A 26,522-nucleotide genomic window follows, 5' to 3' on the forward strand; every position below is an offset into this window, starting at 1 on the left:
TCTTCCGAACGCTGACCGAAGTCCGGGAACACACCGAGCAGTGGCTGCAGGACTACAACGAAACCATCCCCCACGAGTCGCTGGGGGATCTCACGCCGGTCGAATACCGGCAGCTACACCACCCGGAAACCTCTAGTTATGCTTGGACCTAATCCGGGGAAGTGGACAGGCTAGTCTCATCCATTAAGCAATAGCATGTCGCGGGCAAGGGGATCTCAACTGATCCCTTCGGCTCGCCTTGCGTTATCGTTGTCTAGTTCGCGGTCATAGCGCTGCGAATCGATTCACCTCGTCGCGCGGATTTCGGCGGCGATCAGGGCGTTAGTGCTTTAGGTGACCAAAGATGGCTTTATTGAGTAACGCAGTGGGTTCTGTAGATAGGCGGTGTGGCTTGCTTGCCGCGTTTTTTATTTTGGTATTGTTGTTTCCCGCAAGGCTGGAACACGGCTGGGCGTTTTTCTCGACGCTCTCGGTTCTCACCCCGGTTCTGTTGGGTCTGTCGGCTTGGGTCTTTCTGGCGTCCATATTGAGGGGCCGCGTCTCGGTTGGAGATCAGCGAGTATTTCTTATTCTAATGCTGCCATTTGTATTTTCCCTATTCTCGCTTGCCTGGACTTTAGATGTATCCGAGACACTGAAGTCTATTGTTATCTATGGTGCTGCGGTGGCCGCATATCTGGTCGCTCTTTCCGTTTTTTCTCAGTGGTCTATTGTGCGACTGGTTAAATTGACTATTGTCCTCGCGTGGCTGCTAGTCTTAACGGCTGTCGTGTCCTACGTTCCTGGGAGCCCCTTGGCGCCGGAGCGCACCTTTGCGTATCAAGGCCTTGATGGAACGGGGTTTTTGCATTCCTATTATGCCAGGTTGAGTCACCCATTCTTAGGTTTATCAAATAGTTTTGCGACCGTCTTGGTTATGCTTATACCATTGGTCTACGCGGGCAAACGGGTAGGTGTCTGGCCCTTAACTGCATCTGCGACGGTGATTGTGCTGGTGGCCGCCGTCGTCGCAACGGGGTCGCGTGGGGTTATCCTTGCGATGTTGCTAGTGTTTGGGGTTCTGGGTCTTTACCGTTTGTATCGAAGGGGGACCCTCTCCAGGGGGCTCTTCGGTGGGGTGTTCGGAGTGGTCGGTCTGTCGGTAGCGTTTTTATGGTTAAGCCCCGAGGCGTTGCAGCACTTCGAAGGGCGGTTGTCTGCGGCTAACGTCGACGCCCGCTTCGCAGCGTTTGGGGCGGCGCTGCAAGTAGGGTTGCAAGGTTATCCATTCGGGATTGGCTCGGGCGTGAGTCTGGGTGCGGTGTCGGACGTAGGCCTGAGGTCTGTGCACAATGCGTACCTGCAAAACATTCTCTGGTTTGGCTTTGCGGGTGGTATGGTTTTGAGTCTGGCCATGTGGCTACTACCGTGGTTGGTTTTCAGGATCAAGACATTAACTGAGGATGGGCGCGTGATGAAGATCGGAGTGGCGACGTCGGTTCTTTTGCTGATGTTTATAAACCTGTCACAGGCGTCTTGGGAAGGATCGGTGCTTCGTGTCTGGATCTATGTAATTGTCGGTCTCGGTATTTTAATGGTTCGAAAGCTTGATGCGAGGGAGGCGGAGTAGGCTTTGGTTTCTAAGGTAGATATTGTCGTGGTCAATTGGAATGCGGGATCGCAGTTGGGGGAATGCATCGCTTCGGTCATGGAAAATGGCGCTGGTATTCTCGGGCAGGTGGTGGTGGTGGATAATGGATCGACGGATGGATCCGCGGACGATGTTGCGGGCATGTCCGGCGTAAAGGTGGTTCGAGCTGGTGAAAATCTTGGGTTTGGTGCGGCGTGCAACCTTGGTGCAGGAAAGGGCGACTCGTCGTATATACTGTTTTTGAATCCGGACACAAGGGTGGATAGGGAGTCGCTGGGGGTTCCTCTCGAGTTTATGGAGCGGCCCGAGAATGCCGATGTGGGGATCTGCGGCATACAGTTGCTGGATGAACCGGGCGGTGTGTCGTGTAGCTGTTCGAGGTTCCCGACTCTTACTCGTCTGGTGTTGGGGGCGTTGGGCGTGGAGAAGTTACCAGCGTTTCGGGCCGCTGGAATGAAGATGGCCGAGTGGGACCATGGAGATACGCGGCCAGTCGATCAGGTGATGGGGGCGTTTTTCCTGATGCGGCGCGATCTCTTTGAAACGCTCGGGGGGTTTGACGAGCGGTTTTTTGTGTATTTCGAAGAGGTTGACCTTTCATATCGGGCCTGCGAAGCCGGGTGGCGGAGCGTCTTTCTGGCCGGCGCGCAGGCGTTTCATGCCGGCGGCGGTACATCCAGTCAGGTTAAAGCGCATCGCCTGTTCTACTCGTTGAGAAGCAGGCTGCTATACGGGTTCAAACACTTCCCCCGAGTGCAGGCCTGGGTGCTGGTGGGAGTCACCGGGGTGATCGAGCCGATAATTCGCACGCTGTGGTGTCTTGGCCGGGGTGATATGGCGGGTGTTCGGCATACCTGGTCGGCGTATAGGATGTTGTGGCGAGGCATGGGCCGGATCGTTCGCGGAGAAGGGCGCTTCGTGCCATGAGGGTGCTGCTGCTTTCGCGCTATGGGGACCTGGGCGCTAGCTCCCGTGTGCGGTATCTGCAATACCTTGGAGACTTCCAGGAACGTGGATGGACGGTAGAGATCAGCCCGCTCTTCTCGAACGCCTATCTGGAAGCGCTCTACGGCGGGACCGGCCGATTCAGGGAAACGGTGGTGGGGTACGTGGGGCGCCTCTATGCGCTGCTACGAGCGCGCAAGTTCGATGTGCTGATTATCGAGAAGGAGCTGTTTCCGTTCCTGCCGGCGTGGTTCGAGCGGGTGTTGTCCGGGCTCGGCGTGCCCTACGTGGTGGACTACGACGACGCCCTGTTTCACCGGTACGACCTGAACAGACGTGCGGTGGTGCGCGCTGTGCTGGGGCGGAAGATCGATGCGGTGATGCGCCATGCAGCGCTGGTGATCGCCGGAAATGAGTACCTCGCGGATCGGGCACGCGCTGCCGGGGCTCGCTCGATCGAAATCATTCCTACGGTGGTGGATACCGAGCGCTATCGTCCAGTCGCAGAGCGCGTCGAAGGACCGCTAGTGGTTGGGTGGATCGGGACCCCCAAGACGAGCTATTACCTGGAAACGCTGCTGCCAATGTTCGCCGAGCTGCACCAAGAGCTGGGCGTACGTTTCGTGGCAGTGGGTGCGCGCGCAACCGATTTCGCCGACACCCCGGTGGAAGTTTGGCCTTGGGCGGAAGAGACGGAGGTGTCGTCAATCCAGCAATTCGATATTGGGATCATGCCGCTCGAAGACTCGCCATGGGAGCGCGGCAAGTGCGGCTACAAGCTGATCCAGTACATGGCTTGCGGCCTCCCGGTCGTTGCGTCGCCCGTTGGCGTGAACAAGGAGATCGTAGAAGACGGGCGTAACGGCTTTCTGGCATCCGGTGAGGATCACTGGGCGGAGGCTCTGAGGGCGCTAGTCGGGGATGGTGAGCAACGCGCGGCCATGGGCGTGCATGGACGGCGGAAGGTGGACACATGGTATAGCAGGGCGGCTCAGGCCCCGCGGGTGATTGAGGCCGTGCGCGCGGTGGCAGATGGTGGGAAGAAACACTAGAAGAGGTGGAAAAATCTGGAAACAGTGGGAAAACTCAGGTGCCGCGATGCGGGCGCAGCGGTGACGATGAAAACGAGGGCAGATTTGTTTTCGCCACTGGGAGCGGGCGAGATGATTCGGGAGGGATGGTATGCCAAGGATGGCGCGAGTGGTGTTGCCGCATATGCCGCACCAAGTGGCACAGCGCGGGCACAACCGGCAAGTGATATTGGCCGGAGGCGAGGTTTACGAGCGGTACTTGGAGGATCTGCGCGAGCTGAGTAGTGCGCTGGACCTTCGAGTGTAGGCGTACTGCCTGATGACCAACCATGTGCACCTGTTGCTGGGGCCGGGCCAAGAGGTCGCGGCGATGGGGCGGCTGATGAAGGCTCCGGCGGCGCGTGCCACGCGGTATCTCAACCGACTGGAGGGGCGATCCGGTACCTTGTGGGAGGGGCGCGATAAGTCCAGCCCGGTGCAGACGGCGACGTATCTGCTGGCCTGCACTCGCTACATCGAGCTGAACCCGGTGCGGGCCCGTGTGGTGGCGGCCGCCGGGGAGTACCCTTGGTCCAGCTACCGCCTGCGCATGGGCGAGACGGAGTGCTGGATCGATCTCGACCCCGTGTATCTCGACCTGGCGGACAATCAAACGGAATGGCGTGAGCATTATGTTCGCTTCGTGGAGCAGGGCGTCCCGCACCAGGAGCTGATGCTGATGCGCGAGGCGCTACAGCGTGGCCAGCTAACGGGCAACCAGCGATTCGTGGACGAGGTGGAGCATATCATCGGCTGCCGCATGGAACGCCGCCGGCCCGGCCGCCCACCGTCGCGGCGAACGTAAGGAAATAAATCTGTCCCCATTCTTAAATTCTTGCGCCCATTTGGGGCCACCCGGTAGTTGGGGCCTGGTGCGGTTCGCGGCCGAGGCCGCTCCTACAGGTTCTTCGGCCGGGCATTGGTTGTCAGTTGACAACTAAGGGCGCCGGGCCTAGCGTGTAAGGACACCCATGGAACGGAGGAAACACCCCAACAAGGATGTGGAAGCCGCGCTGGCTTATGCCGAGGCTCGTGGGTGGCGGGTCAATCAGGCGAGCGGGCATGCCTGGGCACGCATGTATTGTCCGTGGAACGACAACGATTGTCGCTGTGGTGAGTTCTGCATCGTAAGCGTGTGGGGTACGCCGCGAAGTCCGTCCGCTCATGCTCGGCAGATTGTCCGTGTGGTAGACGGTTGTACCGGGGCTGTCGGGGATGAGGAAACATCATGAGCCATTACGAATTTACGCTGAAATTCGCTATTCCGTCCGATTGGAATCGTTCTTTGCTGGAAGCCTGGCTGTTCGAGGGCGGGTGCGATGATGCACTGATGGGAACGGGCCAGGAGGGGCGTCTCGCGCTTTCTTTTTCGCGCGAGGCGGCGTCGGCGTCCGATGCGGTGACGAGTGCGCTCCGCGATGTACGTAATGCGGTCCCCACAGCGGTGCTCGTCGAGGTGGCGCCGGATCTCGTGGGGGTGTCCGACGTGGCCGATCTGTTCGGCTTTTCCCGGCAGAACATGCGCAAGCTGGTGCAGACCCACCGGGACAGCTTCCCGTTGCCTTTGCACGAGGGCCGGTCGGCGCTCTGGCATCTGGCGGATGTGCTGGAGTGGTTCGCCCGGGAGGGGCGATCGTTGGACCCGGCATTGCAGGAGGTCGCGCGCGAGGCCATGCATGTGAATGTTGCCCGCGAAGCGGCTCGGCTGGAGGGTCAGATTCCACCCACGATCGGGTCCCGTGAGCACGCGTAGGTCAATGGGGGCCATCATCCCGATTCGAGAGGGCCGAGTTACGTCCTACGACGGGGTGTGCGGGAAGAGCTCGGGACGGTAGCCGAGGGCCTGGTGGCGGGCATTGACGGAGGCGTGCAGGGAGTCGGGCGACACGTCGCGCGGGCGGTCGCCGAGGTGCAGCAGGCGCAGGGTGCGGCCGGCCCAGGTGTTCCAGGGTTCGTGGATGGGGCCGGCGGGGTCGGGGGTGATGGCGGGTACATGGGTTTCTTCGACGATCAGGCCGGCCTCGGCGGCTTCTTCCAGCATCCATTGCAGGGCGATTTCGGCGAGCTGGCGCTGTTCGTGGCCGCCGCCAACGTCGGCGTGGGCGCCGGGGAACCATAGCTGCTTGTGGGTCTGTCTGGGTTCGGCGCGGCTTTCATCCCACAGCAGGGCCTCGAACTTGGGGCGTCGTTCGTCGATGGCCAGGGCGTGGCGGGCGTGGGTGACTTTTCGGGGCTGAGTCGGGTTTCAAAGAAGGGGCGGTTGCGGTAGAGATACCCGAGTGAGCCGACGGTGTCCCAGGCGCCGATGAAGTGCACCGAGCGGGGCCGGGCGTGCTGTTTGCGAAAGCGGGCGGCTGCATCCTCGTTATCGCGCCCGGTGTAAAGGCGCGAGGCCTCGGCGATGCGGTCCTCGCGGCCGGGGTACAGCAGGCCGCATTTGCGCAGCATGCCCGACAGCGCGCGAACGGCGTACGCGCCGCGCGAGAAGCTGAGCAGGTACACCCGATCTCCTTCCCGGACCTGCTGCATCAGGAAGCGGTAGCCGTTCTCGATGTTGGCGGTGAGGCCGTGGCCGAACAACTTGCCCAGGGTGGTGCCGATGACGTTCTCGCGGCCGAAGCCGAGCGGGGAGAAGGTGCCCACGCCGGGTTCGTAGGCGAGGATCTGCTGGTGCTGGCGGCGGGGCGATTCGGCGCTGTGTGGCTCGCGCGGATTGGGACCATGAGTCGGTATCCGGCGCAGCAGGTGGACGACGTTGGTGTTGACCTTGCCTTTCTGGTTGGCGGTGCCGTCGCAGCAGAAGACGATGTTCCGTTCCATGGAACCCTCCGGGTTGTGCCGTCCGGGGCGATTGTAGTTTAGGGTGCGCTTGCGGACGAGCGGGCGCCTGGGAAATGTTCCGAGAGAGGAAAATGACACGGGAAGGCAAGGGAGTGCGGCTGAAACTGTTGTTCCTGGTCAACGACTTCGGCTTCTTTGTGTCGCATCGGCTGGCCGTCGGCCTGGGTGCCCGGGATGCGGGGTTTGATGTATACGTGGCGGCGCCGGGCGAGCCGCCGCCGATGCTCGGTGAGCTGGGCCTGAAGGCCGTGCCGGTGCCGATGTCGCGACGCGGTGCCAATCCGTTCGCCGAGGCGCACTCGTTGTGGGCGTTGTATCGGCTGTTCCGGCGCCTGCGGCCGGACCTGGTGCATCTGGTGACGATCAAGCCGGTGCTGTATGGCGGGATGATGGCGCGGCTGGCGCGGGTGCCGGCGGTGGTGTCTGCGATTTCCGGCCTGGGTACGGTGTTTACATCCGATGGTCAGCGTGCCGGGATGATGCGGCGCGCTGTTCAGGCGATGTACCGCCTGGCGCTCGGGCACCCGAACCAGGCGGTGATCCTGCAGAACACCGATGATCAGGCCGCGTTGATCCGCTCCGGAGGGCTGCGGGACGAGAAGGCGTTGATGATCCGGGGCTCCGGTGTGGACCTCGCGGATATGCCCTGCCGGGAGGAGGTACCGGGCGTTCCGATCGTGGCGTTTGCGGCGCGCTTGTTGAAGCAAAAGGGTGTGGAGGAGTTCGTGACCGCGGCGCGGTTGCTGCGCGAACGCGGCGTGGTGGCGCGGTTCTGGCTGATCGGAGACCCGGACCCTGGCAACCCCTCCTCCATTACTCCGGAACAGGTGGAGGCGTGGGCGGCGGAAGGTGTGGTCGAGGTGCTGGGGCACCGCCCGGACGTGCCGGAGATTTATGCGCAGGCGCATGTGGTGACCTTGCCTTCGTATTATGGCGAGGGATTGCCGAAGACGCTGATCGAGGCGGCGGCGTGTGGGCGGCCGATCGTGACTACGGACCATCCCGGCTGCCGCGATGCCATCGAGGACGGCGAGACCGGGGTGCTGGTGCCGGTGCGTGATGCGCAGGCGCTGGCCGATGCGCTGCAAGCGCTTGTGGAAGACCCGCAATGGCGGCAGGCCATGGGGCGCGCCGGGCGGGCGCTGGCAGAGCGGGAGTTCGCGATCGAGAAGGTGGTGGGTGCCCACCTGGAGATTTACAGGCGTTTGCATGGAGGCCATGGCGGATGACCCAGCGGGTTCTGGTAACAGGAGCGACGGGCTTCGTGGGCGGCGCCGTGGTGCAAAGGCTGGCGGCTGAGGGCCGCTTGGTTCCGGTCGCGGGGTGTCGGCGCAGTGTCTCGGCGCCGGAGGGCGCGGAGTTGGCGGTAACGTCGTCGCTTGGTCCGGAAGCGGACTGGAGCGGCGTGCTGCAGGGCGTGGAGGCCGTGGTGCATGCGGCGGCCCGCGTGCATGTGATGGAAGACGACGCGGCCGATCCGCTGGCGGAGTATCGACGCGCCAATGTGGAGGGAACGCTGGCGCTGGCGCGGCAAGCGGCGCAGGCGGGTGTGCGGCGGTTTGTTTTCGTCAGCTCAATCAAGGTGAATGGGGAGCAGACCGCGCCCGGCAGTGCGTTTTCCGCGGCGGATGCGCCGGCGCCGGTGGATCCGTATGGCGTTTCCAAGGCGGAGGCGGAAGCGGGGTTGTTCGCACTGGGCCGTGAGACGGGGATGGAGATTGTGGTGGTGCGGCCGCCGCTGGTGTACGGGCCGGGTGTTGGCGGGAATTTCGCACGGATGATGCAGTGGATGGCGCGCGGTGTGCCGCTGCCGCTGGGGGCGGTGGACAATCGGCGTTCGCTGGTGGGGCTGGATAACCTGGTGGATCTGCTGGTGACGTGCCTGGAGCACCCGGCGGCGGCGAACCGGGTGTTTCTCGCCGGGGATGGGGAGGACCTTTCCACCACCGGTCTTCTGCGCCGGGTGGCGGCGGCGATGGATCGGCGGGCGCGGCTGGTGCCGTTCCCGCCGGCGCTGTTGCGTGCCTCAGCGCGTGCAGTGGGGCGCGGCGAGATGGCGCGGCGGTTGCTGGATTCGTTGCAGGTGGATATTTCGCATACGCGGGAGACGCTGGGGTGGGAGCCGCCGGTGAGTGTGGATGAGGGGTTGCGGCGGGCAGTGGCGCCGTTGCGGGGGTGAGCGTTTGGTGTGGGAGGCCAGCCCTCTGGCTGATTGGGCCTGTCCAACATCCAATCGGCCAGGGGGCTGGCCTCCTACACGGGGGGCATTGGTGTTGTGGTGTTGGGGTTAATGGGCGGCGAGTTCGTTGAAGAAGCTGGGGTTGTCGCGGATGGTGGCCAGGACCTTGGCGGCCAGACCGGTGGGGTTTCGTCGTTTGGCTTCCCAGCTCTTGATGGTGTCGACGCTGGTTCCCATGGCCTTGGCGAGCTCGGCTTGCGAAACGTGCAATTGGGCGCGAATGGCCTTCACGTCCGCCACTTCGTGTCGGGTGATACGGCTGGCTGCTTTCCTGCCCTGTTTGATGTCGACCGCTTCTTGCAGTGATGTCTGGAGCTCGTCGTAGATGTTCATTCGAGAACTTCCTCTTTTAGTTGGGCGGTGAGTTTCTTGAGCGCAGCCTTCTCGGTGGCGGTGAGGTCGTCTTTCACATTCTTGGGGTAGGCTAGGATCAGGTAGATCGTCTCTGTGTTCGCGAGAAAGTAGATGACACGGCCGCCGCTACGCTTTCCTTGCCGCCCCAGCCCAATGCGAATCTTGCGTAATCCTCCCGTTCCCTGGATCAGGTCGCCTTTGTCGGGTTGGGCGATCAGGATGCGCTGTAGTTCCTTCAGCTCATCATCGCTGGCGATTGCCTGAAATTGCCGGGTGAATGTTGGCGTTTCAATAAATTCAATGGTATCGGGCACGTGAAGACATGTCCTTATGTCTGCGGTCCTTGGGGTACAGTGTACACCTGTTGGGGTGTGTGTCGAGTTCGATCGGGTTGGGGTGGGGCTGGTGGGGGTGATCGCGTGCGGGCCCCGCCTCTACAACGGGTATTCGGTGTAGGAGGCCAGCCCTCTGGCCGATCACCCACGCCAGTTCAATGCCCCATCGGCCAGAGGGCTGGCCTCCTACAGGGGTGGGTGGTTTTGTGATGGGGTTTGGATTAGCGTGCGGGGGATTGTGAATTGGAGGGGTTGTGATGGACGAGTGGGCCGAGCGTTTGGCGGGGTTGGGGACCGCGAGTATTGGGCGTGTGGTTGAAGGCTTGTTGCGAGGGATGGGGTATGTGCTGGTGGATGCGCCGGCGGATGGTCGCGATGTGTGGCAGGAGTATGTGGTGGCCCCGGCGCGCGGTGGCGACGATGCGCCGCGCTTGATTGTGGGCGTGGCGCGTGATCGTGATAGCGAGGTGGAGCCGCCGGAGCTGGAGGCCTTTGTCTCGGGACGCGAGGGTAGCGATCGCGGGATGTATGTGAGCCTGGCCGGGTTTGCGCCGGAGGCGCGTGAGCAGGCGGCGGAGCTGGCGATGCCGGTGATCTTGCTGGAGCCGGCGGATTTGGCGGAGCGGCTGCGCAGCCACTGGGGTGCGCTGGATGGCGAGACGCAGGCGCTGGTTGAGGGGCGTGGTTAGCGGTTTGTGTTTTCTTGGTCGAGTGTGAAGAGGGCCTTTCCTGTTGGGATGGGCCCTTTTTTGTTGGGCGGGTTTGGTGCGGTATTCGGGCGTGGGTATCGCCGAGGGGGCTCGGCTCCTACAGGGGCGGGTGTTGGCATGTGGATGGGTGGCCTTCTGGCTGATGGGGGTTATGTCTAATGCCGCATCGCGCAGGGGGCTGCGCTCCTACAGACGGGTTGTGGTTGGTGTAGGAGGCCAGCCCTCTGGCCGATCGGGGCCTGTCCGGTAGTAGTGCGCCGTCAGCTGGCAGGCTCCAGGAGGAGCGCGGTGAGGGGGGGCAGGTGGAGGTAGAGCGTGGCGGGGTGGCCGTTGCGCTCGATGGGTTCGGCGTGGGCGTGGGCGGGGCCGCGGGAGTCGCCGCCGTAGGCCTGGGCGTCGGTGTTGAGGACGACGCGCCAGGGGCCGGGGTGCGGCGCGGGGACCGGGTGCGCACCGCGTTCGATGGGGGTGAGGTTGAGCACGACGATGCGTTCCTGGCCGTGGATGTCGCGGCGCAGGAAGCTGAGGGTGGAGTGCGAGGCGTCGTCGCAGTCCAGCCAGGAGAAGCCGTCGGGTTCGAATTCGCGGCCGTGCAGGGCGGCGTGGTCGCGGTAGACCTGGTTAAGGTCGCGCACGAGCTGCTGCAGGCCCTGGTGCAGCGGGTATTGCAGGACGTACCAGTCCAGTTCGCGGTCCTCGGACCACTCCGGGCCCTGGCCGAATTCCTGGCCCATGAACAGGAGCTTCTTGCCGGGGTAGAGCCACTGCCAGGCATAGAGCAGGCGCAGGTTGGCGAACTGTTCCCATTCGTTGCCGGGCATGCGGCCGCGCAGGCTGCGCTTGCCGTGCACGACTTCGTCGTGGGAGAAGGGCAGGACGAAGTTCTCGCTGTAGGCGTAGATCTGGCCGAAGGTGAGCTGGTTGTGATGGTAGTGGCGGTAGATCGGGTCCATGCCGAAGTAGGTCAGGGTGTCGTGCATCCAGCCCATGTTCCATTTCATGGTGAAGCCGAGTCCGCCCATGGACGGTGGGCGGCTGACGCCCGGCCAGGCGGTGGATTCCTCGGCGATCATCACCACGCCGGGGTGCGCGGTCTGCACGGTCTCGTTCAGGTGGCGCAGGAAGTCGATCGCCTCCAGGTTTTCGTTGCCGCCGTGGATGTTGGGCAGCCAGTCATGCGGTTCGCGGTCGTAGTCGCGATAGAGCATGGAGGCGACGGCGTCGACGCGCAGGCCGTCGAGGTGGAAGTCCTCGACCCAGCACAGCGCGCTGGAGAGCAGGAAGTTGCGCACCTCGGGGCGGGAATAGTTGAAGATCAGCGTGCCCCAGCCGCGGTGCTCGCCGATGCGCGGGTCTTCGTGTTCGTACAGTGCGGTGCCGTCGAAGCGGGCGAGGGCGAATTCGTCGCGCGGGAAGTGGCCGGGTACCCAGTCGAGCAGCACGCCGAGCCCGGCCTGGTGGGCCTGGTCGACGAAGTAGCGGAAATCGTCCGGGTCGCCGAAGCGCGAGGTGGGGGCGAAGAAGCCGGTGCTCTGGTAGCCCCACGAGCCGTCGAACGGGTGTTCGGTGATCGGCAGCAGCTCGAGATGGGTGAAACCCATGTCGCGGGCATAGGGCACGAGGCGCTCCGCCAGCTCGCGGTAGTTGGGCCACTGGCCCTCGGGGCTGCGCTGCCAGGAGCCGAGATGCACTTCGTAGATGCTCATCGGGCGGTGCTTCCAGCCCTCGGGGTCGCGGTTTTGCAGCCAGTCGTCATCGCCCCAGGTGTAGTCGCTCTGCGGCTGGATGCGCGCGGCCGTCTCCGGGCGCAGCTGGTAGGCGCGGGCGTAGGGGTCGGTGCGGACGTGGATGGTGCCGTGGTCGCGGTTGCGGATCTCGAATTTGTACAGGGTGTCGCGGTCCAGCCCCGGGATGAACAGTTCCCAGATGCCGCTGCCCGGGTGCACGGTCATCGGGTGGCAACGGCCATCCCAGCGGTTGAAGTCGCCGACGACGGAGGTGCGCTCGGCGTTCGGGGCCCATACGGCGAAGCGCACGCCGTCGATCCCGTCGCGGGTCTCCGGGTGGGCGCCGAGCATGCGGTGGGCGTGCCAGTGCCGGCCTTCGGCGAACAGGTGGCGGTCGAACTCGGGGATGTCCGGAGAGAAGCTCCACGGGTCAACGGTTTGTAATGTCTGCGTGCCACCCTCGGGCTTCCAGCGGAGTTCGGGGTGCGCGGGGAGGGCATTCAGCTTGCCCTGCCAGGTGAAGAGACCCGGGATTTTGGTACTGGGCGTGAGCGGTTCGTCGGATCCGCCCGAAAGTGTGATCGAGGCCTCGCTGGCGTGCGGCAGCCAGGCACGGTAGCAGGCAGTCTCTTGATCCAGCGCATGAAGGCCCAGGACGCTGTGTGGATCATGGAGGCGCGCCTCCGGCAAACGCGCGAGGGTTTCGGCAACGGGTGTGATGCATTTGCTGGAGGCTGTTGTCATACTCGAATCACGCTCGGTGTTTGATCGGGGTCACAGCCCCGGAGAGGTTTAATGGCAAGGATGGGTGCATGAATCCGCAACCGCAACGTTTTGTTAGTCGTCTGACCCGCGAGACCCTGGCTCTGATCCTCGCCGGGGGGCGCGGATCGCGGCTGAAGCAGCTGACGCTCTGGCGGGCCAAGCCGGCCGTACCGTTCGGCGGCAAGTTCCGCATCATCGACTTTCCACTGTCCAACTGTATCAACTCGGGCATCCGTCAGGTGGCGGTGCTGACGCAGTACAAGGCGCATTCGCTGATCCAGCATATCCAGCGCGGCTGGAGCTTCCTGCGCGGGGAGTTCGGCGAGTTTATCGAGCTGTTGCCGGCGCAGCAGCGCATCGAGACGTCCTGGTACCAGGGTACGGCGGACGCGGTGTACCAGAACATCGACATCATCCGTCAGCACGCGCCAAGTTACGTGCTGATCCTGGCCGGGGACCACATCTACAAGATGGACTACGGCCAGATGATCGCCTTCCACGTGGAGAGCGGGGCGGACATGACGGTGGGCTGCCTGGAGGTGGAGCGTGAACGCGCCAAGGCCTTCGGGGTGATGGGCGTCGATGCCGCGAGCCGCATTACCTCGTTTGCGGAGAAGCCGGATGACCCGGCGAGCATCCCGGGCAAGAGCACCCATTCGCTGGCCTCGATGGGGATCTACGTGATCAACACGCAGTTCCTGTTCGAGCAGCTGATCAAGGACGCGGATGACACCTTCTCCACGCACGATTTCGGCAAGGACATCATCCCCGGCATCATCGATCGCTATCAGGTGATGGCCTACCCGTTCCGCGACGAGCAGGGCGTGCGCCAGGGCTACTGGCGTGATGTCGGCACGATCGACTCCTACTGGCAGGCGAACCTGGAACTGATCGGCGTGACCCCCGAACTGAATCTGTACGACTCCGACTGGCCGATCTGGACGTATCAGGAGCAGCTGCCGCCGGCGAAGTTCGTCTTTGACGACGACGATCGCCGCGGCATGGCGATCGACTCCATGGTGTCGGGGGGCTGCATCATCTCGGGCAGCACGATCCGCCACTCGCTGCTGTTCTCCAACGTGCAGGTGAACGCCGGTTCGACGGTGGAAGACTCGGTGATCCTGCCCAGCGTGAAGGTGGGCGAGGACTGCGTAATCCAGAAGGCGGTGATCGACAAGGGTTGCAGGGTGCCCGACGGGACCCAGATTGGTGTGGACGACGAGGCGGATGCCCGCGACTACTACATATCGCCCGAAGGTGTACGGGTGGTAACCCCCGAGATGCTCGGACAGGCCACGCATCATGTGCGCTAGTACTGCACTGGTGCCGATCCCACCCAAACTCGATGTGGTGCTGTGCTGGCACATGCACCAGCCACAGTACTTCGAGAGCGGCGCGGGTGAATACGCGCTGCCCTGGACTTACCTCCATGCGCTGAAGGACTACACGGACATGGCCGCCCACCTGGAGGCCTGCCCGAAGGCGCGCGCGGTGGTCAATTTTGCGCCAATCCTGCTGGAGCAACTGGCGGACTATGGCGAGCGCCTGGACGCCTGCGTGCGCGAGCGCCAGCTTGTTGGCGACCCGGTGCTCGACCTGTTGCACATGGATGCGGTGCCGACGGACCCTGCGCAGCGCGAGGAGATCCTGCGGGTATGCCTGCGGGCGCATGCCCCGCGCATGATCGAGCCGTTCCCGCTGTTCCAGCGCCTCGCCGATATCGCGCGCAAGGCAATGGAGGAGCCGCTGCTGCTGGGGCATCTGGATGACCGCTTTTTCCAGGATCTGGCTACCTGTTACCACCTGGCCTGGCTGGGCGAGACCATTCGCTGGGCCTATCCCGAGGTGCGCGGCTGGCTGAAGGCGGATACGAACTTCGACCCTGCCATGCGTCAGCGTCTGTTGACGCTGATCCGCGACGAGGTCAAGGGCATCCTGCCGCGCTATCGGGAATTGGCGGAGAGTGGTCGGGTCGAGTTGTCGTTTACCCCGTATGCCCACCCGATCATGCCGCTGATGATTGACCTGGCCTCTGCCCGCGAGGCGATGCCGGAGGTGGAACTGCCCAAGGCCCCCGCCTATCCGGATGGGGAGGCCCGGGTGCGCTGGCACATCGATCGGGGGATCGAGGTCTTCGAGAAGCATTTTGGCTTCCGCCCGCGCGGGTGCTGGCCCTCCGAGGGCAGCCTGAGCGAGGCGACCATACGCCTGCTGGACGAATACAAGCTGTGCTGGACGGCCAGCGGCCAGACGGTGCTCGCCAACAGCCTGGCGGCGGCGGGCGAGACGGCCGAGTCCAACACCGGCTCCGCCGAAGAGGAAGGCTGGCTGCACCGCCCCTATCAACTGCAGGGCAGTGACATCGAACTGTTTTTCCGTGACGACGGGCTGTCCGATGCGATCGGGTTTCGCTATGCCGACTGGCATGCGGACGACGCGGTGGGGGACTTCATCCACCACCTGGAGAACATCGCCGCCGTTTCGCCCCAGGGTGGGGTGGTCTCGGTGATCCTGGATGGCGAGAACGCCTGGGAGTACTACCCCGAGAACGGTTATCACTTCCTCAATGCGCTGTACGAGCGCCTGGCGCAGCACGCCACACTGAATCTTTGCACCTTTGCCGACGTCTGCCGGCGCAGCGGCAAGGATCGCGATCGCGGCGAGCTGCCTGGGCTGGTCGCGGGCAGCTGGGTATACGGCACGTTCTCCACCTGGATCGGCGACCCCGACAAGAACCGGGGCTGGGACAGCCTGATTGCGGCCCGCAAGGCGGTAGACCAGGCCGTGGCCGAGGACCCCTCGCTGGATACACCGGAACTGCGCGAGCAACTGGCCATCTGCGAAGGGTCGGACTGGTGCTGGTGGTTCGGGGCGTATAACCCGGCCGGTTCGGTCAGTGACTTCGAGCAGCTTTATCGTCGACATCTGGCGCGGCTTTATCAGCTTGCCAACCTCACGGTCCCCGAATCGCTGGGCGAGGTGCTCTCGGTCGGCGGGGGTGATCCGTCCGCGGGTGGCACGATGCGCAAGGGGCAGGGCGACTGATGGTCGGCGAGGGCCATGCCAACCCGCTGATGCAGCGCCGGCGGGCGGGCGTGCTGCTTCATCCCACCTCCCTGCCCGGCAGCGAGCCGGTCGGGACGCTCGGCGGCGAGGCCTACGCCTTTCTCGACTGGGCTCGTCGGGCAGGCTTCACGCTGTGGCAGATCCTGCCGCTACACCCCCCGCATGAGGATGGCTCGCCCTACGCGTGCATCTCCGCCTTTGCGGGTGATGCGCGCCTGATCGATCCCCGGTTGCTGGCCGAGCGGGTTGGGCTGTCGGCGGACAGCGGCACCGGGGAGGCCATGCTGGCCCGGGCGCATGCCCGATTGAATGACACCCCGGCCGTCTGGCGAGAGGCCTATCAGCGGTTCTGTCAGGAGCAGGGGCCGGTCTGGCTGGACGACTACGCCCGCTTCGTGGTGATCCGCGCACGCGAGCAGGATCGGCCCTGGTGGGAGTGGGACCCGGTGCTGCGCGACCGCGACCCGGACGCGATGGAGCGGATCGAGGACGAGGCGCGCGACGAGCTGGAGCGGGTGCGCTTCGCCCAGTTCGTGTTCTTTGACCAGTGGCAGGACCTGCGTCGTCAGGCGAAGGATCTGGATATCCTCATCCTGGGCGATATGCCGATCTTCGTGGCGCACGACTCGGCCGATGTCTGGGCTCATCGCGACCTGTTCGCCCTGGACGAGACGGGCCATCCGGTCACCGTCGCCGGTGTTCCTCCGGACTACTTCTCCGAGACCGGGCAGCGCTGGGGCAACCCCCAGTACCACTGGGACCGGCTGGAGGCCACCGGCTACCGCTGGTGGGTCGATCGCATGCGCTGGGCATTGGAAACCCTGGATGCCGTCCGCATCGACCATTTCCGTGGCTTCGAGGCGAGCTGGGGGATCCCAGCCGAGGAACCGGACGCGACCAATGGCCGCTGGGTGCCGGGCCCGGGCGAGCCGTTCTTTCGCCGCCTGGAAGACGAGCTGGGCACGCTGCCGCTGCTGGCCGAGGATCTCGGGGTGATCACGCCTGAAGTCACCGCGCTGCGCGAACACTTCGACCTGCCGGGTATGCGTATCCTGCAGTTCGCCTTCGAGGGTGGCGAGGACAACCCGTACCTGCCGAACAACCACAACGAGGCCAGCGCCGTCTACACCGGCACGCACGACAACGACACCACGCTGGGCTGGTTTCAATCGCTTGCCCCCGAGATGCAGGAGCACGTGATCAACACCCTGAACGAGGGCGGGGCCGAGGAGATCCCGTGGCCGTTGATCCGCGCCGCCTACCGCTCCGTGGCACAGCTGGCCATCCTGCCGATGCAGGACGCACTCGGCCTGGACAACCGGGCCCGCATGAACCGACCCGGCACGATGGATGACGGCAACTGGCGCTGGCGCTTCTCCTGGAAGCAGGTACCCGAGGACCGCGCCGCCGAACTGCAGGCCCTGGCGCGCGAAACGGACCGCCTGTAGCGACTTCCCGCCCGCCATTGCCAGCCCGCCCCACATCCCGGAGAATGCCGGCCACCGGAGGGGTGGCAGAGCGGTTGAATGCACCGGTCTTGAAAACCGGCAGGGATTCACGTCCCTCGTGGGTTCAAATCCCACCCCCTCCGCCATTTCTCTAGCTCTTCGTGTCTGTGAGCACGTACTCTCAGGTCCCAGGGGATTTGAACCCACGAGATCGACAAGATGGTTCGACCGGTGGCGCATCGCGACACCGGAACGTCACCGCAGGTGACGGCCCGAAGGGCGAGGCACATCGTGCCGAGTAATCCCACCCCCTCCGCCATTTCCTTGGTTATTCACGCACGCGCCAGCGCGTCGCGGGATCGAGTGCGACACTCGTAGGGTGCGGTTGAGCACCGCGAAACGCACCATCCCCTGCGCCGAGCGAAACCCCGATGCGATTCGCTATGCTCATCGCATCCTACGGTGCTGCGGCGGGTTTACTCTCTTGGTAACTGTTCTCCCTTGACGCGGAACCCCGCTGGACGTAATCTTGCCGCCGTTCTGGGCGGTTAGCTCAGCGGTAGAGCACTGCCTTCACACGGCAGGGGTCACTAGTTCGAACCTAGTACCGCCCACCAGAAAATGACGCAAAAAAGGCGACCCACGGATTCCGGGGTCGCCTTTTTTGTGCGCAGGGGCTTCGCGGGCAAGCCCGCTCCCACAAGTCCCCCTCAAGATACTTCCCACAGGCTTCGGTTTCGAATTCCAGAAGGCTGGGGCCAGACATTCGAAAGGGGCCACTGGGCCCCTTTGCTTGAATCTGGCGGAGAGGGAGGGATTACTCGGCACGATGTGCCTCGCCCTTCGGGTCGTCACCTGCGGTGACGTTCTGGCATCGCTTCGCGCTGCCAGTCGAACCATAGCCTCTAATTCCTCGGGTTCGAGTCCCGATATGTCGGGGGCCAGACATGCGAAAGGGGCCACTTGGGCCCCTTTGCTTGAATCTGGCGGAGAGGGAGGGATTCGAACCCTCGGTACTCGCGAGAGTACAACGGTTTTCGAGACCGCCCCGTTCGACCACTCCGGCACCTCTCCGAATTGTTGCACCGTGCGGGGTCGAGCCGCGACGGCGGAGCGAATCCTAGCAGATTCGGAGGCCGTTGCGGTAGCGCGTCAGGGCATCAGGCGGGTGACGTGCCAGCCGTTGTCCGCGCGGTGGTACTGGAAGCGGTCGTGCAGGCGGCCGGCGCGCCCCTGCCAGAACTCGAACAGCTCGGGCTGCAGGCGGTAGCCGATCCAGGCGGGATCGCGGGGGATCGCGCCTTCGGGGTACTGCGTTTCCAGCGTCTGGACACGGGCCTCGAGCTCGGCGCGGGTGCCGATCGGCTGGCTCTGGATGGAGGCGGCTGCAGCCAGCTGGCTGGCGCGCGGCCGCTGGGCGAAGTATTCGTCCGCGGCCTCGCCGGGCAGGGCGGTTACGCTGCCTTCGACGCGGATCTGGCGCTCGGTCTCGGGCCAGTAGAACAGGAGTGCGGCGCGCGGATTCTCGGTGAGGTCCTGACCCTTGCGGCTGCGGGAGTCGGTGTACCAGCAGAGGTCTTCGCCCTCCACGTGCTTGAGCAGAACCGTGCGCGCGGAGGGCTGGCCGTCGGCGTCGGCCGTGGCGAGGATCATCGCGGTGGGGTCCGGGTTTCCGGCTTCGCGCGCGTCTACCAGCCAGCGGTCCAGCAGGGTCAGGGGGTTGTCGAGCAGGTCGCGGCGGTGGAGCTCGCCCTGGGTGTAGTCGCGGCGGGTGTGGCGGTGGTCGGTGGTGCTCATCGGGTCTCCCGGAGGCCTTTGTGTCCATAATAAAGGCTGCTATCGCGAACGGCACGGGAAATTTGCGGTGGCTTTGTTGTCACAGGGACAGTACACGACCTGTGTGCCCTATACAGCAAGGAGCGGATGATGGCTGGAGCGAAGATCGCGGCAGTGGAGCCCAAGGGTGTCGAGCTCAAGAAGGGGGAGGAGTACTACTTCTGCCGCTGCGGGCGATCCAAGGACCAGCCATTTTGCGACGGCTCGCACGAGGGTACGGGGCTGGAGCCCATCGCCTTTACTCCCGAGGAAGACGGCGAGGCGTTTCTCTGCCAGTGCAAGCAGTCGGGTGATCTGCCGTACTGCGATGGGACGCACCAGCAGTTCGACGAGGACGATATCGGCACGGAGCCGGAGGCGGACAAGGGTTCCAGCGAGGATGATAGTGACGGTGCACCGGACCCGCGTAACACGGAGACAGAGCCGCATGTCGAACTGATCCATCGCATGGCCCGTTCGGGTCTGGACGAGGTGGGCCACTACGGGCCGACAGTCGCCATGGGTGTGCCGCGCAGCCGGCTCCCGATCTGGGACGACCTGCAGCTGCTGGCGGCGCAACTGGCGAGTCGGCCGTTGCCGGATGGCGCTCCGGTCGAGACGGGGCTGGTGATCGGGCCCGAGGCGAAACGCCCGCTGCAGCTGGATATCCCGATGCTGGTATCGGACATGAGCTTTGGCGCGCTTTCGCGCGAGGCGAAGATTGCGCTGGCACGCGGGGCCGAGCAGGCCGGGACGGGAATCTGTTCCGGCGAGGGCGGGATGCTGGATGCCGAACAGGCGGAGAACTCGCGCTATCTGTTCGAGCTGGGGCCGGCGCGGTTTGGCTATTCCGACGAGGTGTTGGAGAAGGTGCAGGCCTTTCATTTCAAGGCCGGCCAGGCGGCCAAGACCGGTGTGGGTGGCGTGCTGCCCGGGGCGAAGGTGAGTGACGAGATCGCCCGGGTGCGGGGGATCGACGCGGGGCAGGACGCCATCTCGCCAGCCAGCCTGGACGGGTTCGAGACGCCTGCGGATTATCGCCGTTTTGCCGACGAGGTACGGGAGAAGACCGGGGGCATCCCCGTTGGCTTCAAGCTGTCGGCCAATCATATCGAGGCGGATCTGGCCTTTGCCCTGGAGGCGGGGGCGGACTACGTGATCCTGGACGGTCGCGGTGGCGGGACCGGGGCCTCGCCTGCGCTGCTGCGCGACCACATCAGTGTGCCCACGATCCCCGCCCTGGGCCGCGCGCGGCGATTCCTGGACGCCAATGGCGCCAGTGGCCGGGTCACGCTGCTGGTGACGGGCGGGCTGCGCACGCCGGCGGACTTTGTGAAAGCCCTGGCGCTGGGGGCGGACGGTATTGCGCTGGCGAATGCCGCGATCCAGGCGGTGGGTTGCGTGGGTGCGCGGATCTGCCACACGAATCGCTGCCCGTCCGGTGTGGCGACACAGGACCCGAAGCTGCGTGCGCGGCTGGATCCCCAGGAGGGCGGGGAGCGGCTGGGCCGCTTCCTGCAGGCCTCGAGCGAGCTGATGTGCGTACTGGCGCGGGCTTGCGGCCACAACCGTCTGGAGGACTTCGGCCCGAACGACCTGACGACGTTCGACCGCGAGCTGGCGGAACTGGCCGGCATTCAGTATGCGGGGGTGTATCCGAAGTCCTGACAGGGAGCACCCCGGCTGGCACGATGGGCCGCGTTAGCATGCGTTATCGCGGGGCATCGGCAGGCTGCGTAGCATCGCGGGTTTTGGAACGGAGTTCCGTATGTTCTTCCCCGATGTTCGCGCGAGCCATGATCGCTGCATGCGAACCGATGCCTTCCTGCGCCATTTCCGGCTGTTGTTGATGGCGGCGGACCCGCGGATCCCCGAAGTATTTGGCGACAGCGAACCCACGCACCAGGAGCATATCCTTAACGAGTCGGTGCTGGCGGCGCTGGATTTTGCCGAGCGTCGCAGCGATGGTCGGGCTCCGGTGCACACCATGGCCATGGTGCACGGCGCACATGGCCGTGTGCCCGTCGCGCCCGCGCTGAACGATTGTTGGGTCGAGGCCCTGATCGAGGCCGCACGGGATACCGACCCCGAGTGGCAAGACGAACTGGCCTCGCGCTGGCGCGCGGCGACGGCGCCGACGGTGGATCTGTTTGCCCAGTTGCACTGGGTGGACGCGACGGCTGCCAGGGAAGCTTGATCTGGCTCAATCGCTCGGTCTCCGAGAGGCTCTATCCTTGCGTCTTCTTACGGCGCAGGGATAGTCATGAATTTCTCCGACGTGCACCAGAGCTACGGGCGATGCCGCCGGGCGGGCGACTTCGTTACGCGTTTCTACGAACACTTCCTCCAGGCCGACCCACGGGTGAAGGCCGCGTTTGGCTCGACGGATCTCTCGCAGCAGAAACGTGCACTCGGGCAGGCCGTCTCGACGGCAATCAGCTATGCCGAGGGCGAGAGCTTCGTGGCTTCCACCATGGAGCGCATGGGCCAGGTCCATTCCCGCGAAGGGCGTGTACCCGTGGAGCCGGATCTGTACCCGATCTGGCTGGACTGCATGGTGCGCACGGCTGCCGAGATCGATCCGCGCTGGGAGCCGGATCTGGAAGAGCGCTGGCGCGGTGCGATGCAGCCGGCGATTGATCTGTTTGTAAAGCTTTACTGAGGCTGGCCGTACGCGATGAGATTTCGGCCCCGCAAGCGCCGGGGCCGTTTGATTTGGCGGCGTTTCCGGCGTGTAATGCGCGGGTTTGAATCCACCGGCCCCGCGCCGGGAGCCCGAGCCCATGTCCGCTGTCCCTGATTTCCCGCCTTCGCTGTTTGCGCACAAGCCCTACTGGGCCAAGCGCTTCGGTACGGCCCCGTTTCTGCCGACCACCCGCGAGGAGATGGACGACCTCGGCTGGGACAGCTGCGACATCGTGCTGGTCACGGGGGACGCCTATGTTGACCACCCGAGCTTCGGCATGGCGATCATCGGGCGGCTGCTGGAGGCACAGGGCTTTCGCGTCGGCATCATCGCGCAGCCGGACTGGACCTCCGCCGAGCCGTTTCGCGCGCTGGGCCGCCCCAATCTGTTCTTCGGCGTCACTGCCGGCAACATGGACTCGATGGTCAACCACTACACGGCTGACCGGAAGATCCGCTCCAACGACGCCTATACCCCCGGGGATGTACACGGCCACCGGCCGGACCGTGCCGTGATTGTCTACGCCCAGCGCGCCCGCGAGGCGTACAAGGACGTGCCGGTGGTCGCCGGCGGCATCGAGGCGAGCCTGCGCCGCATCGCCCACTACGACTACTGGCAAGACAAGGTGCGCCGCTCGGTGCTGCTGGATGCGCGTGCCGACATCCTGCTGTTCGGCAATGCCGAGCGCGCCCTGGTCGAGCTGGCCCATCGCGTGGCCGCCGGCGAGCACCCGCGGGAGATCACCGACCTGCGGGGTACGGCGTTCCTGCGCGATGCGGTGCCGGGCGGCTATGTGGAGCTGGACTCCAGCGAAGTGGATACCCCGGGCCCGGTGGATTCCAACCCCGACCCCTACGCGATGGTCTCGCCGTCGACCTGTGCCGAGGCCGACACGAAGCAGGAATCGAAAGGTGCCGCCGAGGAGGGGGGCGCTCAGGTCGTTCGCTTCCACCGCGACATCCCGCGCGGGACCCCGCGAGACCAGACGGTCATCCGCATCCCGGCCTTTGAACAGGTCAAGGGCGATTCCGTGCTGTACGCCCATGCCTCCCGCGTGCTGCATCTGGAGACCAACCCGGGCAATGCCCGCGCCATCGTCCAGCGCCATGGCGACAAGGAGGTCTGGCTGAACCCGCCGCCGATCCCGCTGACCACCGCGGAGATGGATGCGGTGTTCGACCTGCCGTATGCGCGTGCGCCGCATCCCTCTTATGGCGATGCGCGTATCCCGGCCTGGGAGATGATCCGCTTCTCGGTGAACATCATGCGCGGCTGCTTTGGCGGCTGTACGTTCTGCTCGATCACCGAGCACGAGGGCCGCATCATCCAGAGCCGCTCCGAGGAGAGCGTGCTCAAGGAGATCGAGGAGATCCGCGACAAGGTCGACGGGTTTACTGGCGTGGTCTCCGATCTCGGCGGGCCGACCGCGAACATGTACCGTCTGGCCTGCAAGGACCCGGAGATCGAGCGCAGCTGCCGCCGGCTGTCCTGTGTCTATCCCGGGATCTGCAAGAACCTCGATACCGACCACACGCCGCTGGTGAACCTCTACCGCAAGGCACGGGCGCTGCCCGGGATCAAGAAGATCCTGATTGCCTCGGGCCTGCGCTACGACCTGGCCGTGGAATCACCGGAGTACGTGAAGGAACTGGTTACTCATCATGTGGGAGGTTACCTGAAGATTGCGCCGGAACATACGGAATCCGGGCCGCTTTCTCGCATGATGAAGCCGGGCATGGGCGCCTACGACCGCTTCAAGGCGATGTTCGAGAAATACTCGAAACAAGCGGGCAAGGAGCAGTACCTGATCCCGTATTTCATCGCTGCGCACCCGGGGACGTCCGACGAGGACATGCTGAACCTCGCGCTGTGGCTCAAGCGGCACAACTTCCGCGCCGATCAGGTGCAGGCCTTTCTGCCAAGCCCGATGGCGCTCGCGACCGCGATGTGGCACTCCGGGCGGGACCCGCTGCGGGGTATCAAGCGCAAGGCGGGTGACCGGGTGCCGGTCGCGCGCGGCGCGCGGGCGCGGCGCCTGCACAAGGCATTCCTGCGCTACCACGATCCGAACAACTGGCCGCTGTTGCGCGATGCGCTCAAGCGCATGGGCCGCGCGGATCTGATCGGCAATGGCAAGCATCACCTGATCCCCACCTGGCAGCCCGCCGGCACCGGCAAGGGCACCGGTGGTGCGAGGGCGGCCACCGGCGGCCGTGTGACCCGCGGCGGCAAGGCCCTGCAGAAACGCGGCCAGACCTTCCAGACCCAGCACAAGGGCGTGGAGACCGCCGCCCGCCCGGCCGGGCCCGGGCCGAAGAAGGGCCCGCCCCCGGCCAAATCCCGCCCGGGCAAGCGCCGCCCGCAGCGTCCGTAGAGCTCCACCTCCGCTACCTGAATTGCGTAGGAGGCCAGCCCTCTGGCCGATGGGGCATGTCCGACACCCGATCGGCCAGGGGGCTGGCCTCCTACAGGGGGTGAGGGCCGGGCCGGGGAAATGCGCTTATTCTGGCCGTTGGGGGTGTCCACCCTTGCCATCCTGCCGCCATGACCCGCGGTCCTAGTCATCGTGTTGCTCTGCCTCCCCGGCATCCCGGATAGCCGCTGCACGGTTGTTGGGGCGCCGGGAGAAGCAATGTCTTGTAGGAGGCCAGCCCTCTGGCCGATGGGGTCTGTCCGGCATCCAATCGGCCAGAGGGCTGGCCTCCTACAGGGGGGGGGCGCCCCGGGTTGTCAGGGGCGGTGGTCAGCCCTCCTGGGGCTGGCGGTGCGGGCGGGGCGCCGGCTCGGGTACGTGGCCTTCCAGCGACAGGTGCAGGCCGGTGTGTTCCGGGTCGGTGGTGTCCAGCAGGTAGAGGTACGGGCCGACGACGTCTTCCGGGCGTGGCAGTTTCTCGGCGTTCTCGGCCGGGTAGTGGCCGGCGCGGAAGCGCGAGCGCACGGGGCCGGTATCGATGCCGTTCACATGGATGAAGTGCTTCTCGTTGCGGTGCTCGCGCGCGAGGATGTCGATCATCGCGTCCTGCGCGGCCTTGGCCATGCCGAACGCACCCCAGAAGGCCTTGCGGCAGTCCTGGGTGGAAACGACCAGGCTGCCGTGCGGGCTGTCTTCCAGCAGCGGGAGCACGGCCTGAGAGAGGAAGAACGGGCCGTGCAGGTTGCTGTTGATGACCTTGAACCACAGCTCGGGGTCGTATCCCTTCATCGGCGTCAGCGTCCCGGCCCAGCCGGCGTGCAGCACCAGCCCGTCCAGGCGCCCGAGGGAGTCGCGGATGTTCTCGGCGAGGTCGCCGTAGTCCTTGACCGTGGCGCCCTCCAGATTGAGCGGATAGATGGCGGGCTGCGGGTGGCCTTCCTGCTCGATCAGGTCGTAGGTCTTCTCCAGCCCCTTGATGTCCTTGTCCAGCAGCACGACGATCGCGCCCGCCGCCGCGCAGGCCTGCGCGATCGCACGTCCGATGCCCGCGGCCGCGCCGGTCACCAGGACCACGCGGTCGTTGAAGGCGCCCGCTTCCGGGCGATAGTCCAGCAGGGCGGGGATGTCGAGATCGGTCAAGGCAGCGTCTCCAGTAGCTTGTGGGCTGATTCTAATCCAGACCGCACGGCGGCTTCGAGGGTCGAGGGCAGGCCCGGCGTCACATAGTCGCCGGCCAGGAACAGTCCGGGCCAGGGGGTGCCGGCCACCGGGCGCAGTGCGTCCAGATCGACGCGGGCATCGATCGTGGCGCGTCTCTCGCACACGACATGACCGGTCTGGGGGATTCCCAGTTCGGGGAAGGTCCGTTCCAGTTCTTCCGCGACGCGACGCCAGCGCTCCTCCGCCGTCATCGCCGGCAGGTCGTCCGCGGTGGAGATCACGACGGCCAGCCAGTGCGGCTCGGCGGCCACCCGGCGGGGAATGAGCCATTGTCCGTGCTGGTTGATGAGTCCCTGTAGCGGCGGGCGTTCCAGGACCGGGCCGGGGTAGCGCAGGTACACCGTGCAGATGCTGCGCTCGCCCATGGCCATCAGGGCCCGATGGTGGGGTTGCAGCTCGGGGGCCTCGGGCAGGAGCCGAGCGGCCGCGCTGGGCGCGGTGGCGAGGATCACCGCGTTGGCATGGGTGACGCGGTGGTTGCGGTCACGGAGCTGGTAGCGGGCCTCCGTGCCCCCGGATTCGATGGCCACAATGCGCCGTCCGGTCTCGACCGTGGCGCCGCGCTCGCGCAGTTCGCGCAGGGCCGGTTCCGGATACAGCGATCCCAGCGGCCGGGTCGGGATAAGCAGTCGGGCGTCGTCCGGCCCGTGGTTGAGGGCTAGACGCAGCACGTTCTGGAAGATCTGTGCCGAGGCGCTGCGGATCGGCGTGTTCATGACCGCGAGGCACAGCGGTTCCCAGAGCTGGCGGATCAGCGTGTCCGGCTGATGGCGGGCCTGCAGCCATTCGAGTACGTCGAGGTCCTCGTCCAGCGGCCGATGCAGGATCGAGGCTGCCCCCAAAAGGGCCGGGAGGCGCCTGTGCAGCGGGGTGCCCGCGAGGCTTTGCCACAGGCCACTGGCGAGGGCGGGCAGGCGTGGCGAGCGGGGCTCCAGGGCAAAGGCCGGATGAGGGCGGCCCGGTGCATGCATGCGCAGGCCGAACGGCAGCGCCGCAAAGGCGCGCTCCGGGTCGGTGCCGACCGAGCGCAGTTGTTCCAGGGTGGCGTGACAGGCGCCGACCAGCACGTGCTGGCCGTTGTCCAGTTCGGCGCCATCGCGGTTCAGGCTGCGGGCGCGACCGCCGCCGGTGGCGGCGGCCTCGATCAGGTGGACCGCGATGCCGGCCCGGGCCAGGGTCAGCGCGGCGGTCAGACCGGCCCAGCCGGCGCCGAGCACGACGACCGGATGCGATGCGGGAACGGCAGCCATGGCGCGG

Annotated in this window: 22 protein-coding genes, 3 tRNA genes, 2 other RNA genes and 3 pseudogenes; 19 read left to right on the forward strand and 11 right to left on the reverse strand. The window is 65.2% G+C overall.

What is annotated here, in order from left to right:
• The 6 genes and pseudogenes from F468_RS0113045 to F468_RS13870 all read left to right on the forward strand — a co-directional run.
• Window positions 1-152 (forward strand): integrase core domain-containing protein (locus F468_RS0113045; protein ID WP_018994999.1); only part of this gene is annotated, 152 nt, incomplete at its 5' end.
• Between the two features lie 191 nt (window positions 153-343).
• The gene (locus F468_RS0113050) at window positions 344-1,609 is read left to right on the forward strand and encodes an O-antigen ligase family protein (RefSeq protein ID WP_155997851.1); all 1,266 of its coding nucleotides are present in this window, start codon (window positions 344-346) and stop codon (window positions 1,607-1,609) included.
• Between the two features lie 3 nt (window positions 1,610-1,612).
• Window positions 1,613-2,557, forward strand: a complete 945-nt coding sequence (locus F468_RS14440) for a glycosyltransferase family 2 protein (protein WP_018995344.1) — start codon at window positions 1,613-1,615, stop codon at window positions 2,555-2,557.
• Entirely contained in the window at window positions 2,554-3,627 is a 1,074-nt protein-coding gene (locus F468_RS0113060; RefSeq protein WP_018995345.1) for a glycosyltransferase family 4 protein, read from the forward strand. The genes F468_RS14440 and F468_RS0113060 overlap by 4 nt, the downstream gene beginning before the upstream one ends.
• A 130-nt stretch (window positions 3,628-3,757) precedes the next feature.
• Window positions 3,758-4,450 (forward strand): annotated as a pseudogene (locus F468_RS13865) (transposase).
• A 423-nt stretch (window positions 4,451-4,873) separates the two neighbouring features.
• Window positions 4,874-5,398, forward strand: a complete 525-nt coding sequence (locus F468_RS13870; RefSeq protein ID WP_018995348.1) for an AlpA family transcriptional regulator — start codon at window positions 4,874-4,876, stop codon at window positions 5,396-5,398.
• 45 nt (window positions 5,399-5,443) lie between these two features.
• Here F468_RS13870 and F468_RS14705 read toward each other — a convergent pair whose 3' ends face one another.
• The 3 genes and pseudogenes from F468_RS14705 to F468_RS14750 form a co-directional block, all read right to left on the reverse strand.
• Window positions 5,444-5,686, reverse strand: coding sequence for a hypothetical protein (locus tag F468_RS14705; protein ID WP_018995349.1), 243 nt, complete (start codon window positions 5,684-5,686; stop codon window positions 5,444-5,446).
• 48 nt (window positions 5,687-5,734) lie between these two features.
• Window positions 5,735-5,848, reverse strand: a pseudogene (locus tag F468_RS14745) (phospholipase effector Tle1 domain-containing protein); the annotation flags it as partial.
• A gap of 122 nt (window positions 5,849-5,970) precedes the next feature.
• Window positions 5,971-6,465 (reverse strand): annotated as a pseudogene (locus F468_RS14750) (DUF2235 domain-containing protein); the annotation flags it as partial.
• A gap of 92 nt (window positions 6,466-6,557) precedes the next feature.
• Between F468_RS14750 and F468_RS0113080 the strand changes: the two are divergent.
• Window positions 6,558-7,715 carry a glycosyltransferase family 4 protein gene (locus F468_RS0113080; protein WP_018995350.1) on the forward strand — a complete coding sequence of 386 codons (1,158 nt, stop codon included), beginning with the start codon at window positions 6,558-6,560 and terminating at the stop codon, window positions 7,713-7,715.
• Window positions 7,712-8,665, forward strand: a complete 954-nt coding sequence (locus F468_RS0113085) for an SDR family oxidoreductase (RefSeq protein WP_081616998.1) — start codon at window positions 7,712-7,714, stop codon at window positions 8,663-8,665. The genes F468_RS0113080 and F468_RS0113085 overlap by 4 nt, the downstream gene beginning before the upstream one ends.
• A 108-nt stretch (window positions 8,666-8,773) precedes the next feature.
• On the opposite strand, the gene nadS is transcribed toward F468_RS0113085, so the two are convergent.
• Window positions 8,774-9,058, reverse strand: coding sequence for a NadS family protein (gene nadS / locus F468_RS0113090; RefSeq protein WP_018139586.1), 285 nt, complete (start codon window positions 9,056-9,058; stop codon window positions 8,774-8,776).
• Window positions 9,055-9,393, reverse strand: a complete 339-nt coding sequence (locus F468_RS0113095; protein ID WP_018139587.1) for a type II toxin-antitoxin system RelE/ParE family toxin — start codon at window positions 9,391-9,393, stop codon at window positions 9,055-9,057. The genes nadS and F468_RS0113095 overlap by 4 nt, the downstream gene beginning before the upstream one ends.
• A gap of 278 nt (window positions 9,394-9,671) precedes the next feature.
• Here F468_RS0113095 and F468_RS0113100 point away from each other — a divergent pair, with 278 nt between their 5' ends.
• Window positions 9,672-10,103, forward strand: a complete 432-nt coding sequence (locus tag F468_RS0113100; RefSeq protein WP_018139588.1) for a restriction endonuclease — start codon at window positions 9,672-9,674, stop codon at window positions 10,101-10,103.
• Between the two features lie 281 nt (window positions 10,104-10,384).
• Here F468_RS0113100 and glgB read toward each other — a convergent pair whose 3' ends face one another.
• Complete coding sequence (glgB, locus tag F468_RS0113105; RefSeq protein WP_018995353.1) at window positions 10,385-12,595, reverse strand: 1,4-alpha-glucan branching protein GlgB; 2,211 nt, start codon at window positions 12,593-12,595, stop codon at window positions 10,385-10,387.
• 68 nt (window positions 12,596-12,663) lie between these two features.
• Between glgB and glgC the strand changes: the two genes are divergently transcribed.
• The 6 genes from glgC to F468_RS0113130 all read left to right on the forward strand — a co-directional run bounded on the left by glgC (window position 12,664) and on the right by F468_RS0113130 (window position 17,747).
• A complete protein-coding gene (gene glgC, locus F468_RS0113110; RefSeq protein WP_018139590.1) occupies window positions 12,664-13,929 on the forward strand; it encodes a glucose-1-phosphate adenylyltransferase in 1,266 nt (421 codons plus the stop codon).
• Between the two features lie 52 nt (window positions 13,930-13,981).
• Window positions 13,982-15,661: a glycoside hydrolase family 57 protein gene (locus tag F468_RS0113115; protein WP_018995354.1), complete on the forward strand. Its 1,680-nt coding sequence runs from the start codon at window positions 13,982-13,984 to the stop codon at window positions 15,659-15,661.
• Complete coding sequence (gene malQ, locus F468_RS0113120) at window positions 15,661-17,130, forward strand: 4-alpha-glucanotransferase (protein ID WP_018139592.1); 1,470 nt, start codon at window positions 15,661-15,663, stop codon at window positions 17,128-17,130. The genes F468_RS0113115 and malQ overlap by 1 nt, the downstream gene beginning before the upstream one ends.
• A 56-nt stretch (window positions 17,131-17,186) precedes the next feature.
• Window positions 17,187-17,276 (forward strand) — tRNA-Ser (locus F468_RS0113125).
• A 31-nt stretch (window positions 17,277-17,307) separates the two neighbouring features.
• A non-coding RNA gene (locus tag F468_RS14450) (RtT sRNA) lies at window positions 17,308-17,449 on the forward strand.
• A gap of 223 nt (window positions 17,450-17,672) precedes the next feature.
• Window positions 17,673-17,747: transfer RNA gene (locus F468_RS0113130), tRNA-Val, on the forward strand.
• A gap of 183 nt (window positions 17,748-17,930) precedes the next feature.
• Here the strand turns inward: F468_RS0113130 and F468_RS14455 are convergent.
• From F468_RS14455 to pdxH, 3 genes are all read right to left on the reverse strand, one after another.
• A non-coding RNA gene (locus F468_RS14455) (RtT sRNA) lies at window positions 17,931-18,061 on the reverse strand.
• 53 nt (window positions 18,062-18,114) lie between these two features.
• Window positions 18,115-18,204 (reverse strand) — tRNA-Ser (locus tag F468_RS0113135).
• A gap of 78 nt (window positions 18,205-18,282) precedes the next feature.
• A complete protein-coding gene (gene pdxH, locus F468_RS0113140; protein ID WP_018995355.1) occupies window positions 18,283-18,927 on the reverse strand; it encodes a pyridoxamine 5'-phosphate oxidase in 645 nt (214 codons plus the stop codon).
• A gap of 129 nt (window positions 18,928-19,056) precedes the next feature.
• On the opposite strand from pdxH, the gene F468_RS0113145 reads away from it, so the two are divergent.
• The 4 genes from F468_RS0113145 (at window position 19,057) to F468_RS0113160 (ending at window position 24,005) form a co-directional block, all read left to right on the forward strand.
• Complete coding sequence (locus tag F468_RS0113145; protein WP_018994252.1) at window positions 19,057-20,613, forward strand: glutamate synthase-related protein; 1,557 nt, start codon at window positions 19,057-19,059, stop codon at window positions 20,611-20,613.
• Window positions 20,614-20,713: 100 nt separating this feature from the next.
• Entirely contained in the window at window positions 20,714-21,142 is a 429-nt protein-coding gene (locus tag F468_RS0113150) for a hypothetical protein (protein ID WP_018139595.1), read from the forward strand.
• Window positions 21,143-21,208: 66 nt separating this feature from the next.
• Window positions 21,209-21,607: a globin gene (locus F468_RS0113155; RefSeq protein WP_018173981.1), complete on the forward strand. Its 399-nt coding sequence runs from the start codon at window positions 21,209-21,211 to the stop codon at window positions 21,605-21,607.
• A gap of 121 nt (window positions 21,608-21,728) precedes the next feature.
• Window positions 21,729-24,005: a YgiQ family radical SAM protein gene (locus F468_RS0113160; protein ID WP_018995356.1), complete on the forward strand. Its 2,277-nt coding sequence runs from the start codon at window positions 21,729-21,731 to the stop codon at window positions 24,003-24,005.
• 369 nt (window positions 24,006-24,374) lie between these two features.
• On the opposite strand, the gene F468_RS0113165 is transcribed toward F468_RS0113160, so the two are convergent.
• Window positions 24,375-25,184: an SDR family NAD(P)-dependent oxidoreductase gene (locus F468_RS0113165; protein ID WP_018173979.1), complete on the reverse strand. Its 810-nt coding sequence runs from the start codon at window positions 25,182-25,184 to the stop codon at window positions 24,375-24,377.
• The gene (hpnE, locus tag F468_RS0113170) at window positions 25,181-26,515 is read right to left on the reverse strand and encodes a hydroxysqualene dehydroxylase HpnE (protein WP_018995357.1); all 1,335 of its coding nucleotides are present in this window, start codon (window positions 26,513-26,515) and stop codon (window positions 25,181-25,183) included. Before hpnE ends, F468_RS0113165 begins: the two co-directional genes overlap by 4 nt.
• Window positions 26,516-26,522 lie beyond the last annotated feature (7 nt).

Source organism: Thioalkalivibrio sp. ALJ2 (assembly GCF_000378325.1).
GTDB lineage: Bacteria > Pseudomonadota > Gammaproteobacteria > Ectothiorhodospirales > Ectothiorhodospiraceae > Thioalkalivibrio.

Bases quoted from the DNA above. Each gene is read 5' to 3' on its own strand.
- F468_RS0113050 (WP_155997851.1), top strand. From the start codon at position 344: ATGGCTTTATTGAGTAACGCAGTGGGTTCTGTAGATAGGCGGTGTGGC.
- F468_RS0113060 (WP_018995345.1), top strand. From the start codon at position 2,554: ATGAGGGTGCTGCTGCTTTCGCGCTATGGGGACCTGGGCGCTAGCTCC.
- F468_RS13870 (WP_018995348.1), top strand. From the start codon at position 4,874: ATGAGCCATTACGAATTTACGCTGAAATTCGCTATTCCGTCCGATTGG.
- F468_RS14705 (WP_018995349.1), bottom strand. From the start codon at position 5,686: ATGCTGGAAGAAGCCGCCGAGGCCGGCCTGATCGTCGAAGAAACCCAT.
- F468_RS0113080 (WP_018995350.1), top strand. From the start codon at position 6,558: ATGACACGGGAAGGCAAGGGAGTGCGGCTGAAACTGTTGTTCCTGGTC.
- F468_RS0113085 (WP_081616998.1), top strand. From the start codon at position 7,712: ATGACCCAGCGGGTTCTGGTAACAGGAGCGACGGGCTTCGTGGGCGGC.
- nadS (WP_018139586.1), bottom strand. From the start codon at position 9,058: ATGAACATCTACGACGAGCTCCAGACATCACTGCAAGAAGCGGTCGAC.
- F468_RS0113100 (WP_018139588.1), top strand. From the start codon at position 9,672: ATGGACGAGTGGGCCGAGCGTTTGGCGGGGTTGGGGACCGCGAGTATT.
- glgB (WP_018995353.1), bottom strand. From the start codon at position 12,595: ATGACAACAGCCTCCAGCAAATGCATCACACCCGTTGCCGAAACCCTC.
- glgC (WP_018139590.1), top strand. From the start codon at position 12,664: ATGAATCCGCAACCGCAACGTTTTGTTAGTCGTCTGACCCGCGAGACC.
- F468_RS0113115 (WP_018995354.1), top strand. From the start codon at position 13,982: ATGCACCAGCCACAGTACTTCGAGAGCGGCGCGGGTGAATACGCGCTG.
- malQ (WP_018139592.1), top strand. From the start codon at position 15,661: ATGGTCGGCGAGGGCCATGCCAACCCGCTGATGCAGCGCCGGCGGGCG.
- pdxH (WP_018995355.1), bottom strand. From the start codon at position 18,927: ATGAGCACCACCGACCACCGCCACACCCGCCGCGACTACACCCAGGGC.
- F468_RS0113145 (WP_018994252.1), top strand. From the start codon at position 19,057: ATGGCTGGAGCGAAGATCGCGGCAGTGGAGCCCAAGGGTGTCGAGCTC.
- F468_RS0113150 (WP_018139595.1), top strand. From the start codon at position 20,714: ATGTTCTTCCCCGATGTTCGCGCGAGCCATGATCGCTGCATGCGAACC.
- F468_RS0113155 (WP_018173981.1), top strand. From the start codon at position 21,209: ATGAATTTCTCCGACGTGCACCAGAGCTACGGGCGATGCCGCCGGGCG.
- F468_RS0113160 (WP_018995356.1), top strand. From the start codon at position 21,729: ATGTCCGCTGTCCCTGATTTCCCGCCTTCGCTGTTTGCGCACAAGCCC.
- hpnE (WP_018995357.1), bottom strand. From the start codon at position 26,515: ATGGCTGCCGTTCCCGCATCGCATCCGGTCGTCGTGCTCGGCGCCGGC.